The 15,160-nt window shown below is 62.1% G+C and carries 13 protein-coding genes and 1 pseudogene; 6 read left to right on the top strand and 8 right to left on the bottom strand.

Annotation, left to right across the window (positions count from 1 at the left end; all coding sequences use genetic code 11):
• Positions 1-84 precede the first annotated feature (84 nt).
• Genes F759_RS0125500 through F759_RS0125480 form a run of 5 tightly spaced genes read right to left on the bottom strand, consistent with a single transcriptional unit; the run spans position 85 to position 7,407 of the window.
• Positions 85-3,462, bottom strand: a complete 3,378-nt coding sequence (locus F759_RS0125500; RefSeq protein WP_027802361.1) for a molybdopterin-dependent oxidoreductase — start codon at positions 3,460-3,462, stop codon at positions 85-87.
• Between the two features lie 21 nt (positions 3,463-3,483).
• Positions 3,484-4,560 (bottom strand): ABC transporter ATP-binding protein, encoded by a 1,077-nt coding sequence (locus F759_RS38515; protein WP_051377444.1) that lies wholly within the window; start codon positions 4,558-4,560, stop codon positions 3,484-3,486.
• Between the two features lie 35 nt (positions 4,561-4,595).
• Complete coding sequence (locus F759_RS0125490; protein WP_027802360.1) at positions 4,596-5,405, bottom strand: ABC transporter permease; 810 nt, start codon at positions 5,403-5,405, stop codon at positions 4,596-4,598.
• A gap of 2 nt (positions 5,406-5,407) precedes the next feature.
• Positions 5,408-6,343: an ABC transporter permease gene (locus F759_RS0125485; RefSeq protein WP_244438909.1), complete on the bottom strand. Its 936-nt coding sequence runs from the start codon at positions 6,341-6,343 to the stop codon at positions 5,408-5,410.
• A complete protein-coding gene (locus F759_RS0125480) occupies positions 6,340-7,407 on the bottom strand; it encodes an ABC transporter substrate-binding protein (RefSeq protein ID WP_036025209.1) in 1,068 nt (355 codons plus the stop codon). The genes F759_RS0125485 and F759_RS0125480 overlap by 4 nt, the downstream gene beginning before the upstream one ends.
• A 113-nt stretch (positions 7,408-7,520) precedes the next feature.
• Here F759_RS0125480 and F759_RS38510 point away from each other — a divergent pair, with 113 nt between their 5' ends.
• Complete coding sequence (locus tag F759_RS38510) at positions 7,521-8,255, top strand: response regulator transcription factor (RefSeq protein ID WP_051377443.1); 735 nt, start codon at positions 7,521-7,523, stop codon at positions 8,253-8,255.
• A 9-nt stretch (positions 8,256-8,264) separates the two neighbouring features.
• On the opposite strand, the gene F759_RS0125470 is transcribed toward F759_RS38510, so the two are convergent.
• On the bottom strand, positions 8,265-10,466 hold the full coding sequence (locus F759_RS0125470) for an ATP-binding protein (protein ID WP_084534343.1): 2,202 nt from the start codon (positions 10,464-10,466) through the stop codon (positions 8,265-8,267).
• Between the two features lie 138 nt (positions 10,467-10,604).
• Between F759_RS0125470 and F759_RS45200 the strand changes: the two are divergent.
• The 5 genes and pseudogenes from F759_RS45200 to F759_RS0125455 all read left to right on the top strand — a co-directional run.
• Positions 10,605-10,741 (top strand): annotated as a pseudogene (locus F759_RS45200) (IS3 family transposase); the annotation flags it as partial.
• A gap of 405 nt (positions 10,742-11,146) precedes the next feature.
• Complete coding sequence (locus tag F759_RS0125465; RefSeq protein WP_025527573.1) at positions 11,147-11,350, top strand: cold-shock protein; 204 nt, start codon at positions 11,147-11,149, stop codon at positions 11,348-11,350.
• Between the two features lie 199 nt (positions 11,351-11,549).
• Positions 11,550-11,780: a hypothetical protein gene (locus F759_RS44325; RefSeq protein ID WP_084534342.1), complete on the top strand. Its 231-nt coding sequence runs from the start codon at positions 11,550-11,552 to the stop codon at positions 11,778-11,780.
• 329 nt (positions 11,781-12,109) lie between these two features.
• Positions 12,110-12,685, top strand: coding sequence for a hypothetical protein (locus F759_RS0125460; RefSeq protein ID WP_027802356.1), 576 nt, complete (start codon positions 12,110-12,112; stop codon positions 12,683-12,685).
• A 243-nt stretch (positions 12,686-12,928) separates the two neighbouring features.
• A complete protein-coding gene (locus tag F759_RS0125455; protein ID WP_027802355.1) occupies positions 12,929-13,255 on the top strand; it encodes an H-NS histone family protein in 327 nt (108 codons plus the stop codon).
• 158 nt (positions 13,256-13,413) lie between these two features.
• Here F759_RS0125455 and F759_RS43425 read toward each other — a convergent pair whose 3' ends face one another.
• Positions 13,414-13,668 carry a hypothetical protein gene (locus F759_RS43425; RefSeq protein WP_051377442.1) on the bottom strand — a complete coding sequence of 85 codons (255 nt, stop codon included), beginning with the start codon at positions 13,666-13,668 and terminating at the stop codon, positions 13,414-13,416.
• A 703-nt stretch (positions 13,669-14,371) separates the two neighbouring features.
• On the bottom strand, positions 14,372-14,833 hold the full coding sequence (locus F759_RS44320) for a hypothetical protein (RefSeq protein WP_244438908.1): 462 nt from the start codon (positions 14,831-14,833) through the stop codon (positions 14,372-14,374).
• Positions 14,834-15,160: the final 327 nt, after the last annotated feature.

Genomic DNA, 15,160 nt, shown 5'->3' with positions numbered 1-15,160 from the left:
GCTATGTGCCGCTCGACATCGCGTGAACCTCTGGTTCGCCCGGGAGCAACTTGCGCCGAGAGCGCATTTCACGCATACGATCGCTCAAGGCGCCAGTTCGACCTCGTCGAGCGGCACCGCCTGACACGTCAGACAGCCGTCGGCAGGGCCGTCGTAGGGCTGCAGGTGCAACACCGTGCCCCGGACCACACGCACCAAGCAACTTTCGCACTGACCGACACGGCAACCGCTCAGCATCGGGACTGAGGCAGCATCGGCTGCGTCGAGAATCGTACCGAGGTCCGGGCGCCACGCAAAGGTTCGGCCTGTGCCGCTCACCGTCACCTGCTGCGGCACGAGATTCGTCGGCACCGTTATCTCCGACTTGAACGTCTCGGCGAAGACATCGAATGCCGGGATGCCTTGCCAGACCAACCCCCGCGTCGCCGTCTCGATAAAGCCTTCCGATCCGCACAGATACGCCAACGGTCGACGCGCGAGTGTGTCGTCGTCGATCAGCTCCAAGGTCAGATCGACGGTGCGATCGTAGTCGACACCGGGCGTGTCCGTCGGACGGGGTGCACGATAATACGTCACCACGCGCACACGCGGCAGCTTCGATGCGATTTCACGAATGCGCGCCGCGAAGGCATGACCGCCGCTGTCGCGGCACACATAGTGTAGCGTGGTGTCGGGATACGCATCGCCCCCTTCGGCATCGATGGCTTCCAGATAACTGATGAACGGTGTGATGCCGATGCCGCTGCCCAGCAGGATCAGCGGCCGGTCGCCGCGCGTCGGCATTGCAAACGTGCCACCGGGCGGTCCGAGCTCGACAAGCGCCCCGGGCGCGAGGCCGTGCAGATGGCTCGACATCCGGCCATCGCGTTTCACGGCAATCGACAGCGTACGAGGTGCTTTGCCGCCGCACACGAGCGAATACGCGCGCGTAATGCCAAGCCCTGCGTTGTGGATCGTGAGATGTTGTCCGGGCTGGAAGTCGGGCAGCTCGCCGCCATCCACCGGCGCGAATTCAAAACGCACGATGTTCCTGGCCAGCACCTCACGCGCGACGATGCGGAACGTGCGCAACTCTGTCCATCGGCCACGGTTCATTGTTGCGTGTCGTTGCACGTTGCATAGCGTCGCACGCAGCGGCACCGAACCGCTCACAGGGTCTCGGTCACAATCGCTCAAGACGCCGTTGATGTTCGCCGACCTCGCGCCGACGAGCGGCGTGTCTTCGCGACCGAACGCGGTCGCGCCTTGCCACCAGCCGAAGTCGGCGATTGCCGTGCGGTCGTCGAGTTTGTCGTCGATCTTCGCGCGCATCACTACGTGGCCATACGGCGTCGACAACTGAGTCCAGTCGCCTGCCGCAATGCCTCTCGCTGCGGCAAGGCCAACACCGATCTGCACCGTCGGGTCGATGGCCTTCTTGCGCAGCGACGCGACATGACGATGCGAACTGTGCACATACCAGCCGGTCTTCGCCGTCGTAAGCACCAACGGATAGCGCGCGTCGGCGTCGGAGCGCAACGGGCTTTGTGCCGGTTCGACGAAGGTCGCCAGTGGTGATTGAGCGAAGTCAAGCAGCCGCTCTGAATATAGCTCGACGCGGTTGCTCGGCGTATCGAAGCCTTCGACTTCATCGCTACCGTCTGCTACCGGCGCGGCATATTTTCGATAGCTGAAGGCTTGCGGAAAACGCATGCCCGTCGGTGCCGCACGCAAGGTGTTGACGGTGACGCCGAGCGGCTCGAGCTGATAATTCCAGCCTGCGACGATATCGCCACCGAAGAATCGGTCGCCCATGCCCATGCGAACCGCGAGGTCGAGGGCGATCTCGTAGTCGGTGCGCGCCGATGCGAGCGGCGTGAGCATACGCGGACGCAACTGCACGTGCTCGACGGCCGCCTGCGATATCTCGAAGCCGATCTTCAGTGCTTCGTGCTCCCAAGGTAATGTGGACGGCAACACGATGTCGGCACTCTGCGCCGTCGGGTTCATGAACGGGTCGATGTGCACATGGAAGTCAAGCGCTTGCAACGCCTGCTGGTTGCGCGCGGAATCGGCCTGCGAGACAAGCAGATTGCTGCCGAAGCTCACCAGCGCACGCACGGGATACGGCGTGCGCCGCAGCACGGCACCGGCGAAGTCGCGCGCGGTGATCCATCCCAGCGACGGCGGGCCGAGCGGCAACTCCTCCAGGCCCAGTGCCTTGGCCTGTTGCGCGGGTACCAGCAGGTCGTAGTCGTTGACACTGCGCGTTGACGGCGGCACCGTCCAAAGGTTGCCTCCCTGAGCATCGCACGCACCGGTCAACGCATAGAGCGTGCCGATGGCGCGCTCGGTAGCGCTTGCGTTGGTATGTTGGCCGACGCCAGTCCACGTGTGATAGCTGAGCCTTGGCCCACCTTCGAACAGCGCGTTGAACTGCTCGATCGATGACGCATCGATCCATGTAAGTGCAGCTACGTGCTCTGTCGTATGGACGGCGACAGCGTCAGCAAGCAGCGAGAAGACAGTGGCGAATCGACGTTGTTCTCCTCGACGATCATCCAACGCCGAACGTGCGTGCAGGTCCACCGCTTGCGCATCATCCATCGCGCGACGGGTATCGTAGGGATGCGGTAGCCCGTCACTGTCGATGATGACTAGCGCACCGTCGATAGCCTCCGGCCATAGCTCATTCGCATGCAGCAGACGTCGCGTATCGATATCCACCAGGCACGGCGCATTCGTCCAGCGCCGAACGAAATCGGCATCGTAGCGGTGCGTTTCGATCAGGTGTCGGATCGCACCGATCGCGAGTGCGCCGTCCGCACCGGGACGAATGCGCAGCCAGAGGTCGGCCTGCTGGCCGCTGCCATCTTGCTTCGGGTCGATGACGATCACGCGCGCGCCACGCTGTTTCGCCTGTGCCACACGCGACGCTTGTGCCAGCCACGTGCGGGCGGGATTGTGGCCCCACAGCACAATGACGTCGGTGTGGTCCCAGTCGGGCACGCCGATACCGCGTCCGAACGTCAGCTTTTGCGCGTAGTCCTTGTGCCAGCCACAGACCTCGATCGCGTAGATCATGTTGGGACTGCCGAAACAGCGCACCAGTCGCTCGACCCATTCGAAGCTGTCGACCATCGGGGTGCCACTCGGTGTCGTGACGGCGAAGGCGACCGCCTCGGCACCATCGCTTGCGCGAATCGAGAGCAGTTGCCGCGTGATTTCCTCGAGCGCCTCGTCCCACGAGATTTCGATCCAGCCGGGATCGGCCGCGTCACGCGGCGCCGTGCGACGCATCGGTGTAGTCAGCCGTTTCGGGCTCGCGAGCAGCTCCGGCGCAGCGCGTCCCTTTGCGCACAGGGCGCCACCGGTCGGATGCTGCGCGAGCGGCGTGACCTTGATCAGCTTGCCGTCTTCGACATGGTTCACCGATCCGCATCGCGAGCGACACAACGTGCAATAACCCGGGAACTCAGTCATGGAGGATCAGCATCGCGGCGCTCACGCCAACAGGGTGGAGTCGCGACGCGACCACTGCACGCCGATCCGGCTGCCTTCGTGCATGCCGAGCCTGGCCGGGTCAACGGTGTTCGTCAGCAGTGCCGTCACTGTTGGGCCATCGTCGACCTGCACCTGGCATTCGATGACCGGTCCCAGATACGCGAACGACACGATGGTGCCCGCGAGGGTATTGGTGCCGCCGTCCGTGGCCGATGCGCCGAGCGCATCGGGTGCCACCAGACGCGTGCGCTCCGGGCGGAAGCTCAGCGTGCTCGCATCGTTCGGTATGGCACCGTCGAAATTCAGTGCGACGCCGTGATCGGTCAGGAAGCGGCCGTCGCCATCGAGCTTGCCGCCGAGGAAATTCGAGCGGCCCATGAAGTCGGCGACGAACCGATTGCACGGACGCTCGTACAGATCCGCCGGCGAGCCGATTTGCTCAATGCAGCCCTTGCTCATCACGACAAGGCGATCGGCCATACTGAGCGCTTCGTCCTGATCGTGCGTGACGATCAGCGTGGTGAGACCTGTTGCGCGTTGCAACTGGCGGATCTCGGCCCGCACTTCGTGGCGCAGGCGTGCGTCGAGTGCGGACAGCGGTTCGTCGAGCAGCAGTACGTCGGGGTTGATCGCCATCGCCCGTGCGAGAGCCACGCGTTGCTGTTGGCCGCCGGAGAGTTGACGCGGGAGCCGCTCGGCAAAGTCGTGCAGACGCACGCGATCGAGCGCCTCTATGACGCGCGCGGTGATCTCGCTTGCGGGCACGCCGCGCATCTCGAGACCAAAGGCGATGTTGCGCGCGACGGTCATATGAGGAAACAGCGCGTAGCCCTGGAAGACCATGCCCATATTGCGGCGATACGGTGGCTCGCGCGTAATGTCGCGCCCGTCGACACGCATCGTGCCCGCGCTGGCCGGCACGAAGCCGGCCAGCATGCGCAGCGTGGTCGTCTTGCCGCAGCCGCTGGGCCCAAGCACCGCGATCATCTCGCCCTTCTCGACCGTAAGGTCGAAGCGCGACACCGCCTGGAAATTACCGTAGCGCTTCTCGACGCCGGAAAACTCGATGTATGCCATGTTCGATGGATCCGAATTGCCTGGGGAAATCTGCGTCAGAAGACGTGGCTGAGCTTGACGTATCGATTTGAAACGACGAGCGCGATGCCGATGATCACGATCTGCACCGTGGCGACCGCCGTGATGGTCGGATCGAGGTTCCATTCCAGATAGTTGATGATGGCGATCGGCAGCGTCGTGCGGCCCGGGCCGACGAGAAACAGCGATTTTTCGACATCGGTAAACGACACGATGAAGCTGAATAATCCACCTGCCACCAGCCCGGGGCGGGCGAGCGGCAGCGTCACGCGGCGGAACGTGGTCCACGGCGTGGCGCCGAGATTGAGCGCGGCCTCTTCGACGCCACTGCCCACCGATTGCAGCGACGCCGTGACGAGTCGCACCACCCAGGGCACCGCCAGCAGCGTGTGGGCAGCGATCAGGCCGGGCAGCGTGGCCGCCACTTGCCACTCGGTAAAGATCTCGATCTGGATGTAATAGACATAGACCGCGCAGCCGGCCACGATGCCCGGCACCAGCATCGGCGAAAGCAGCATCGTGTTGATGACGCCCTCGCCCGGGAAGGTGGCACGGGCGAGCGCGAGCGCCGCGGGCACGCCGATCAGGAGTGCGATGACAGTTGCGCACAGCCCCACCTGCACACTGGTCACGAAGCCCTCGCGAAACGGGTCCTGCGCCCACGCGTGGCCATACCAGTGCAGCGTGTAGCCGGTCGCCGGAAAGCCCACGATCTTGTTGGCGAAGAAACTTACCCATACAACGATCACCAGAGGCAGCACCACGAAGCCTAGCGTGCTCCAGAGACAGACGTGATACGCGCACGTACGCAAGGAAACGGCGCGCATGATCAGGCTCCATGCACGGCGGAGCCGCGTCGGGAGAGAAACCACGTCGACACGAGCGTGAGCACCAGCGTCGTTAGCATCAGCACGAAGGCCAGCGCTGCGCCGAAGGGCCAGTTGTTCGCCTGGCTGATCTGAGTGTAGACCTCGGGCGCCATCATGTGGAAAGTCGAGCCGCCGATCAGGATCGGCGTTGCGTACGCGTTCATCGCGAGAATGAAGCACAGCACGCCGCCGACCACGACGCCCGGCATCGACAGCGGCAGCAGCACGCGCAGGAACATGCGCCAATGACCGGCGCCGAGTCCGAGCGCCGCCTCTTCGAGCGCGGGACTGATGCTTTCGATAGTGCTGTGTAGCGTGATGATCATATAGGGCAGCAGCACCGAGATCGTACCGATCAGCACAGCGTTCTCGGTGTAGAGCAGCTCGACGGGCGCCGTCGTCATGCCGACGGCCTGCAAGGCCGAGTTCACAAGCCCCCGGTCGCCGAGCAGCACAAGCCAGCCAGCCACGCGAACGGCGTTGCCCATCAGCAGCGGCAGGATGACGGCGATGATCAGCACGCTCTTTGCCCGGCGCGATTGCGTGCGGGCAATGTGATACGCCGGCAGGAAGCCCAACACCACGGCCGCCAGCGTACTGACGACGCCGACGTACACGGTGCGGCCAAGGATGCCGCGATAGAACGGATCGCCCAGGAACTTGTGGTAATTCTCGAGCGTGACCGCCTGCACCATGAATTCGCCCGGCACGAAGCGGTTCAGGCTGTAGCGCATCAGCAGGAGCAACGGGATGCCGAGCAGTAGCACGATGGTGAGCAGCGCCGGCGCCAGCAGCGCCGCCGTCAGCTTGCTCGTCGGTCGTAACAGTCCGTGATGTGCCAGGACTTCGATCGCGGGCGCCGTCGAAGCCGGGGCCTCGAGCGCGGGCGCGTTCAAACCTTGATCTCCTTGTTCCACCATTCGAGCCATTGCGCCTGGTTCTTCGCCGCGTAGGCATAGTCGACGTAGTGCAATTGCTTGCGTTGCGCGTCGGTGAAGTCGATTTCTCGCAGCAGGTCGGTCGGCAGCGCCGCGTTGTCGACCGATGGCGCGTAGTAGGTCAGCGTCGAGATCGAACGCGCGGCGGCCGGCGCAAGCATTTCGTTCAGGTAGCGGTAGGCCAGCTCCTTGTTGCGCGCCCGCTTCGGGATGACCACGCCGAACTGGATCGCGATGCCGCCCTCGGACGGGTAGGCGCCGCGAATCGGCAGTCTGGCGGCGGTCCACTGTGCCGCACGTGCCTTGTAGTTGGCCGAGATCCACACGTCGCCCGACGACATCGCTGCCGCAATCTGTTCGTGCGACGGGTAGACGCGCGGCTGCACGGCCTTCTTCAATTCGAGCAGTTTCGCGAGCCCCGGCGTCACGTTCTGCATAGAGCCGCCGGCGAGAAGCGCATAAGCGTACAAATAGTTGAAGTAGATCTGGTCGATCAGGCCGACCTTGCCGGCGTAGGCCGGGTTCAACAGATCCGCGAACGAGGTCGGCGGGATCTTCATCTTGTCCGGGTTGTAGATCAGCTCGACGCCGCTGTACATCCACGGCACAAAGTACGGATTGCGCATGCCCGGCAGCAAGTGCGCCGCATTCGGGATCTTTGAGTAGTCGAGCGGTTCGAGCGCGCCCTGGATCTGCAGCTCGTAGGCGTCGGCGTCGGTGAAATGTGCCACGTCGATGGTGCCGCGCGGCAGGGCGCGCTCGGCCAGCAGTTTCGCCTTGCGCACCGGGGCCGATGCAAGATCGCGCCGGATGCGCACGCCGCTCGCTTCGAGCGCCGGTGTTTCCAGCGCCTTCATGCAGTTGTTGCTCCAGTCGCCCCCCCAGTTGCTCACGACCAGCTCGCCTGCATCCTGCGCGCGGGCAATACTGCTGAAGGCCGAACCCCCGAGGACAGTCGTCCCCGCAGCCATCGTTTGCAGGAAATGCCGGCGAGACCAGCTGTTATCCGTCTTCGTTGTCATGTCGATAGCCCGCGATAGGTTAGGTCAGCAGTTCGGATGACTCCAAGTATCTCTATGACATATTTCTATTTTGTTGCTGTATATTTTCCAGGTTGTTTCCAGACGAGACACCGATGCCACCGCCCATTCTGATCGTCGAGGACGACACGACGATCGCCACGATCACTGCGGGTTATCTCAAATCCGAAGGCTTCAAGTCGGAAGTCGTGTCGAACGGGCGCGAGATGATGCGTCGTTTGCGCACACGCGCCTATGCGCTGGTGTTGCTCGACCTGGGCTTGCCGGATGAGGACGGCTTGAGTCTGCTGCGCAAGCTGGGCGGCAGGCTCGATATCCCTGTGATGGTGGTGACCGCGCGCAACAGCATCGACGCCCGTCTCGCGGCGTTCGAGCTGGGCGCGCAGGATGTGCTGACCAAACCGTTCGATCCGCGCGAATTGCGGTATCGCGCGCTCAATGTGATCGCCCGGCACGTGCGCGCGCCGGAGCCACCACGCGAGTATGTCCTGGGGTCATGGCGCATTCATTTGCATGCGCACACGATTCATTCGACGCGCACGGGCAGGTCCGCCGGATTGACGCGAACCGAGTTCGATCTGCTCGCCGTTCTGCTGCGCGGCGGCGGACGGGTGTTCTCGCGGGCGCAGCTGATCGATGCGGTGACCGGTGTGTCGGATCCTGAGTCGGATCGTGCGATCGATATCCTTGTGAGCCGTCTGCGGAAAAAGCTGGCGAGCGACGGACGCGGCAGCGAAGCCCGGTTGGTGACCGTGCGAGGCACGGGGTATCGGCTGCCGGTGGACGACAGTACGGTGGTTGAGATCTCTGCGTCGAATCGTGGGGGCTGAAAGCGCGCGTCAGCGGCTTCTCGGCCTACGGCGAGCGGGGCGGTACATCGCCAGTTGATCGCGCAACACCTGCCGCGCGTCGCGGGCCTGGCGTTCGGTGGCGTCGAGTAGGGATCCGCGTTGGACATCCGTCGATGCCGGCTTTCGCAACTGATTTTCCAACGCGCTCGCATCAGCGCCCAATGACGCAAAACCCAATGCTGCGGCATTGCCGGCGATCCGGTGGACGAGGTCGGGCAGCGTATCCAATGCGTTCGCTTCGATGGCCGCCAGCGTGTCCGACAGCACGCGATCTGCCGCCCGCAAACTCTGTTCGAAACGGCGCTCGCCGATGGTGAGGCGCAAGCGCTCCAGTTGGGATTCAGCCTCGGTGACAGCCGCCGGTGCCGTACGGCCTCGCCGGCCCTGCAAGCGGCGCGAGACGGCCGATTGCAGCGCCGCCCCCAGTACCTCTAGAAGCAACGGTTTGGGCAGCACCGCGTCGATGCCGCTCATGCCGACGTGAACCAGCATGTCCGACAGAACGTTGCCTGTGACCAGCAGAATTGCCAGTTGCTCGTAGGCCGGGCCAATCGCCGCGCGAATCCGGCCGACGATCTGCTGGCCCGTCTCGTTCGGCATCATCAGATCGAGCAGTACGGCGTCGAGCGGATGCGCCGCCATGTGTCGCAGCAGCGCGTCGCCATCGATGAAGACGTGCGGCGTGTGTCCCATCTGACGCAGCAGATCCTCCGCGATCGCGCGATTGAGCAGATCATCGTCGATGACCCCGACCGACAGCCGCCGCGATGGGCCGACCGGTACGACGGCCATCTCACTCGGTGTCGGCGTCCGCACGGCAATCAACGGCAGGTCGAACCAGAACCGGCTGCCAACGCCCAGGCGGCTTTGCACGCCGATCTCGCCACCCATCGCCGCGACCAGCTTCTTCGAGATCGCGAGACCGAGCCCCGTACTCAGCGGATTGTCCGGCGCGGAGCGAGAGAAGAATTCGAACAGGCCCGGCACGTCGTCCGCAGCGATGCCGATGCCTTCGTCGGTCACCTCGTAGTGCAAGTGATTGCCCTCGCACGTCACCGCGACGGCGACCATACCCTGCGTCGAGTACTTGATCGCGTTGCTCACCAAGTTTGCCACGACCTGCTGGATGCGCGTCGGATCGCCGCGCACGACAGCCGGCACATCGGGGGCGATCCGGATCACCAGCGCGGAGCCGCGCTCCAGCGCGCGCGGTGCGAATTGCATGCTGATCGCCTCCATCAGGAAGCGGGGATCGACGTCGCTCAGCGTGACGCTGAAATCGGTCGCTTCGCTCTTCAGGTATTCGAGCAGGTCGGAGAGGACCGTCGAGAGCCGCTGCGTCGATTCGAGCAGCAACTTCGATTTGCCGTGTTCGCCGTCGACACGCGCGTTGAAGGCGAGGATCTGCGCGAGACCAACGATGCCGTTCAAACCGTTACGGACTTCGTGACTAAAAATCGCGAGGAAGCGCGTGATCGAGTTGGAGCGCGATTGCGCGGTTTCCGAAGCAAGGCGCAACTCCTGCTCGCGCTGCTTGAGCACCGTGATGTCCGAGCGTACGCTGGTGATGCCGCCGGACGCGGTGCGCCGTTCGCTGACACTTAGCCAACGGCCGTCGTCGAGATGCTGCTCGAAGAAGCCAACACCTTTGAGATGGAAGTCGAGTCGGCGACGGATCCAGTCGGTCGCGGTCTCGCCGTCGAGCTGCATCTGACCGCGTGCGATCGACGTGTTCACGATTTCGCTGAAGCTTACGCCGGGCCGTACGGTATCTGCGATGGTGGGGTAGAGCGCGGAATACTGCGGATTGGCGATCAGCAAGCGGTCCTGATTGTCGTAGAGCACATAGCCCTCAGGCAACGCGTTGATACCTTCCTCCATCAGACGCGCGTATTGTTGTGCTCTGGCCAGACGGCGAAGCATCGGAGACAGATCAACGATATAGCCGTCGTTGGGTCCAGTCCCGACGACGTTAAATGTGCGTTTGCCGAGTGTAACTTCGACCGACTGTGTGGTGTTCTCCGTTGGATACGTACCCGGCGATGCAAAGCACGTCATCACCTGCTGTGGGCTGTCGGCAAGCGACACCGTTATACGCCGTTGAGCATGCGACGGGCGCGACAGTGGGCCCTCCAGGCTTACGCTGAATTCGTCTGGCAGGAATCGCCAGCGGTAGGTAGGTGCAGTCATTCAGGACAGGTCGTGGATGAGTCCGGCTCGCTGCCGTCAAGGCGCGGGGGTGCCTCAAGCGGATCAATTCCATTCTAATTCGGCATAGAAGGCTAACATTTGAATGACCGATCACTGGGATATATACCGCTCGCATGAGGCCTAGGCTCTTCGCCGCCTCGTCATAACTCCGCGTCGAGAAATGCGCCGACCGAAAGTCTGTGGGGTCGCTGAAGGTCGCGCGACTGCACGGTCGGCACTTCGCGACGCGGCGTGCCGCGATGGATGAAATCATTGGTCGTCTCTCTCGCGAGGTTTGTGGGGGTCCTCTTACCCTTGGCCGACATGCGTGAGCCGTTTGTAGGCTGATCTAAGAGGTCGATTTTCGCGCAGGAGCACTGAAAAACCACGCGGCGACTTTTTCAACAGTATCGGCTAGGAACAGTCCTTCGCACTTTGTCGGCGAACGAGAAGCCTCCATCACGTTGCGTCGAAGGACCGTCTGATGAGAGAGGACCCCATTGCGAAAAGCATTGACAGACCCACTCCGGCACTATATCGTGAACCTCGAAATATTCAAGAAGCTCGATTGCTGATCACCATTTTCCGCCTCTTCTGCGCGGTACTCGCTGTCCTCTCTTCTTCCTTGAAGTTTTTGTCGCTCCGCACCGGAGCTATTATTTTTGTTTCAGGGAATTTTCATGGATACCGGTACTGTCAAGTGGTTCAACGATAGCAAAGGCTTTGGCTTCATTACTCCTGACGCTGGCGGCGACGATCTGTTCGCTCACTTCTCGGAAGTTCGGGGCGACGGCTTTAAGACGCTCGCAGAGAACCAGAAGGTCAGCTACGAGACAAAGCGCGGTCCCAAGGGTATGCAGGCCGCGAATATCTCGCCGCAGTAAGTATTTCAAGGGCCGGTCTACCGGCCCTTTGCTTGTTAGCTTGACTAGCATCCTCGCGGGATGCCATGCGCTCCCGATCTGATCGCCGCCTTTCGACGCGCGCATCATTTGTCTTTTCGACCCGACCCGACCCGTCTCGCCCCATTTTTTTAATTTATTTCGCCTGTACGACATGATGTCGTGCGGTCGGTTATCGCTTATGCAAAATAGCAAACCTGTTCACCAGTACCACGGTTATTCAATCTCCCCATCCGCTCACCGGTTACCTGACGGCTGGTTTGCTGCAAATCTGCTGCTCACAAGAAGTGACGCCCGCAGTGCTGCGCCAGTCGCCTATAAGTTTGATGCGCTCGACTATTTCGATAGCGAAACACAGGCTGTGGGGCACGCTACAGCATGGGCACGCGGCTGGGTCGACAGTCGCGGTTAAGCTGGCATGGCGTCCAGCGCACGAGCGGCCATGCGTGGCGCTCCCCGGTTAGACGAAAATCCGTCCCGTCGTGATGCGAGTACCCCTGTCGCCGACCTTCGACCGCCGGATCTCATGGCCCCAAAAAGGCTGCCTGCCGGTCAGGTGTTGGTGTCGCCGGGGCCGTGTGCCCACATCAACCAGGTTGGCGCGAAACGTCGTACTGAAGAAACCGCCAAGATGTCGGGGTCACGCTTGGTCTCCCTGAAATGTCACTCATATCGGTCGCCAGGTCGGATCGCTTGATCCGCGCAGCGGTATTCCCGTCATTCCCATTGCAAGGAGCAGAGATGGCGTTATTGGTTATGCAGGTCGCAATGAGCGGGGAACTGGTGGAGGTGTTCGAGATGCCGGTTGATGATGTCGACGGACACCGGATGCTCGCTTATGCAAATGAGGACGAACGGGCGATTCTTCGCGCCGGTCAGATTCTCGAAGACGGTGAGGTCTGGATCGATCTCATCGACACGGACGGCGAGACGCTGTTCGATCAAGTGGCATGTTTTCACCGGGCAGATGCCGCCGACGCGCTGCAGGTTCATTTCGACATGAATGCCGAGGTCGTTAGGGACTGTCTTTCAAAGTCAAATGTTGCCTCGCTGTATGCGAGGCATCACGTAGCTGCTCAAGCGTACTTCCGCAAGGTTGATCGCCTCGTCGACTGCTCCGGGGTGAGCTCCCGACAAAGCAATCGCCGGCGGGTGGGTGACGCCAGCATCATGGATCTCGTGGTCGAGCTTCGCAGGCGGCTGGACCGTGCCGATACCCTGGTCGCGCTGAGCGAGCTGCCCACGCGCGTACAGGCCGCAGCCGGGCAGCTGAAGGAAGCCGCGAAGTCCTACGCGACTGCTGTTCAGCATCTGTGAAGCGTTACCCAGGGCGCAGCTGGAGATGATATTTCACCGAAATGCGAAGCGGCGAGTCTCAAATAACACGTGCCTTCCCTGTCTTCCGCGCCAACTGGCTTCAGGCAACCCTTGACAGCGTCTTTTCGCACGGTAGGCGCTGATGGTTTCGCGGCGCAGTTTAATGTCGCCCCTTTCACCCCTGCACCTCGCCGGCCTCTGATGGCTGAGAAGCGCCAGCAAAATACTTTACAGGAACGCCTTATGGACGAACGGAAACGCGACAGCATGATTGCGTATCTCCGCCACCGCATGGATGACTTCGGCATCAGCCCCGATGACCTCGCTACCTTCCTGGCGACCGAGCCTGCGGGATCGGACATGGGTCGCTATCGTAGCGCGGGTGGTGATACCTGGAGCGGTGAAGGCGAGGTGCCTCAATGGCTCAGACAGGCTATTAGCGCGGGACAATCAATCGGGCACTTTGAGCTTCCATGCGGAGCGCTCGCCCAGCCGGCAACGCGGACCGGTGCGGACTGGAAAAACGACCCCTTCGCCGGAAGCCCACTCGCGCGGTCGAGCCACCTCTAGGCAATAGTGTGCGCCTTCTGGTTCGGCCCCGATAGTCGCTGATCGCTGATGGAACGCTCGCCGTCTCATCCGCCAGCACCCCTTTGACCGTCGAAACAATATGGCGCCTCGCGACCGGAACTAGCACACCTCTACGGTCACCCGTGGGTGCCATCCCTTCACTCGTTCTGCTCATCAAGATTTTTGCTCGAGGAATTGGACCCTTCCGTATCCGGTTTGGAAGTTTGATCCTTGCCCGACTCGGTTGTTGAAACGTCAAGCTCATCAAGGGTCCTGTCGATTTTTTTGTTGTCGCCTTCATCGAGTGCTCGCTGCGCGGCCTGCTCCGAGGTGAGCTCATCCGCCCGGCCCGCGTCGCCTGATTGCTGTCTATTTTCGGAATCGTCAGGTTCATCCCTGGTTATTTGCGTCATAACACCTCCGTTTATGAATAAGGGGCCAATCCTGTCGGACCGTGGATATGGAGCTCGCATCGAGCGTTCCTGCTACCGAACCGATGTCTGCCAGTTTCGGCCGGAGTTATTCATCCAGCCGAGGCGCCTGTTGACATAAAACCTGAGGGACGCTCGGCGCCAGCTCGGCGGCAGCGGCCGCTAGCGCAATCCGATCCTGCCAATGGCATGTAGCGCCGCTCGTTTTCAGCCAGATACGCGAAGACTCGACCAGGTGATCTGTGCGCAACCAATTACCTGTTCGTGCCATTGCGACAAGTTCGCCGATCACCAGGTAGCAGAGCAGTTCTGCGCGAGCCTCATTACCGAGCTTCTCAGGAAGTGACATGTCGAGGAACGCTCTAAGATCTGTAACCCACCGTCATTGGACCATGGCCGGGCCGTGCAGCGACAACCGGCCGCCGCGTTGATGGGCCCCGCCTGGTGCTGGTTGCCGGATGGTCTGGTCTCGCCGCTCAGTCTGCGCAGCGCTCGTCGAAATTTGATACGCATGAAACTTACTGGACCAGGACAGTGAACCGTCCTTCGCCACCGCGCGTGTGAACACACGCCCCGTCGGGGGCGTCACTCGTGCTGACCGTCGCGCCGCCACGCCCCCGCCAATGCGATCATCCAGAGACCCCTTCGCGTCCAGAGCAAGGCGACAGCGGTGTGGGCCGGAACACTACTGCGCCGCGGTCAGTTTCAGGCCTGGCCTTAATGCCGGCGACGGTTCCTGCAGGCCTTTGCGCTCGTCGGAGACCTGCTCGATAGCTTTACTGGCCACCTCCTCCAGAAAGGTCAGCCGGGCCCGATAGTAATCCACACGTAACTGTGCATCGAGCACATGCTGCTCGGCCTGGAACAGTTCCATACGCAGGTTATTCAGTGCACGTTCCGCCTGTTTCTCGGGGGTGGCGCGTGATGTGAAGCCCAGTTTGCCAGCCATCGCAGCATGGTGAAGCCCTCCTGTCGCCGGGTGCCCGGCCACGACGAAGGCTATTAAAGTCTGGAACGGCTGTCTGTCGAAAACCGTCAGCGCATCGCGTGTTGCATAAACGGCACACGGACGCAGGAGTGCGACGTAGATGTGATAACGCCTGCTGGTGCGAGTACCGCACCCTTCACGACGGAAATGTCCGGCCATCCGCACTGCCTGCACACTGCACGCTTGCCAGTGTTGAACCCTTTACCGCAGGTCATGGCGGAACCCGTCCTACGGGCTGCGGACCGGCCGTGATCCTGCACTGACCGGGGTCAGGAAAGCTTAAAGGGCGTTTTGCCTGCCTTGCGCTTTCCGATCGTAATGCCATCCGCTCGAGGAGGACCGCGTTACTGGGATATCGCGACTGCAGCCACAACCTCACCACGTCATTGCGCATCCAGCGCCGGACGAAACTGGCAGTCAGCGCGAGCAGGAGCAGTTCATCGTAATACCCGCTCGCTCCGCAAGACTGGCGAACGATGGCTTTCA

Source organism: Paraburkholderia dilworthii, from assembly GCF_000472525.1.
GTDB classification, from domain to species: domain Bacteria; phylum Pseudomonadota; class Gammaproteobacteria; order Burkholderiales; family Burkholderiaceae; genus Paraburkholderia; species Paraburkholderia dilworthii.
This window is presented reverse-complemented; position numbering and strand designations above follow the sequence as displayed.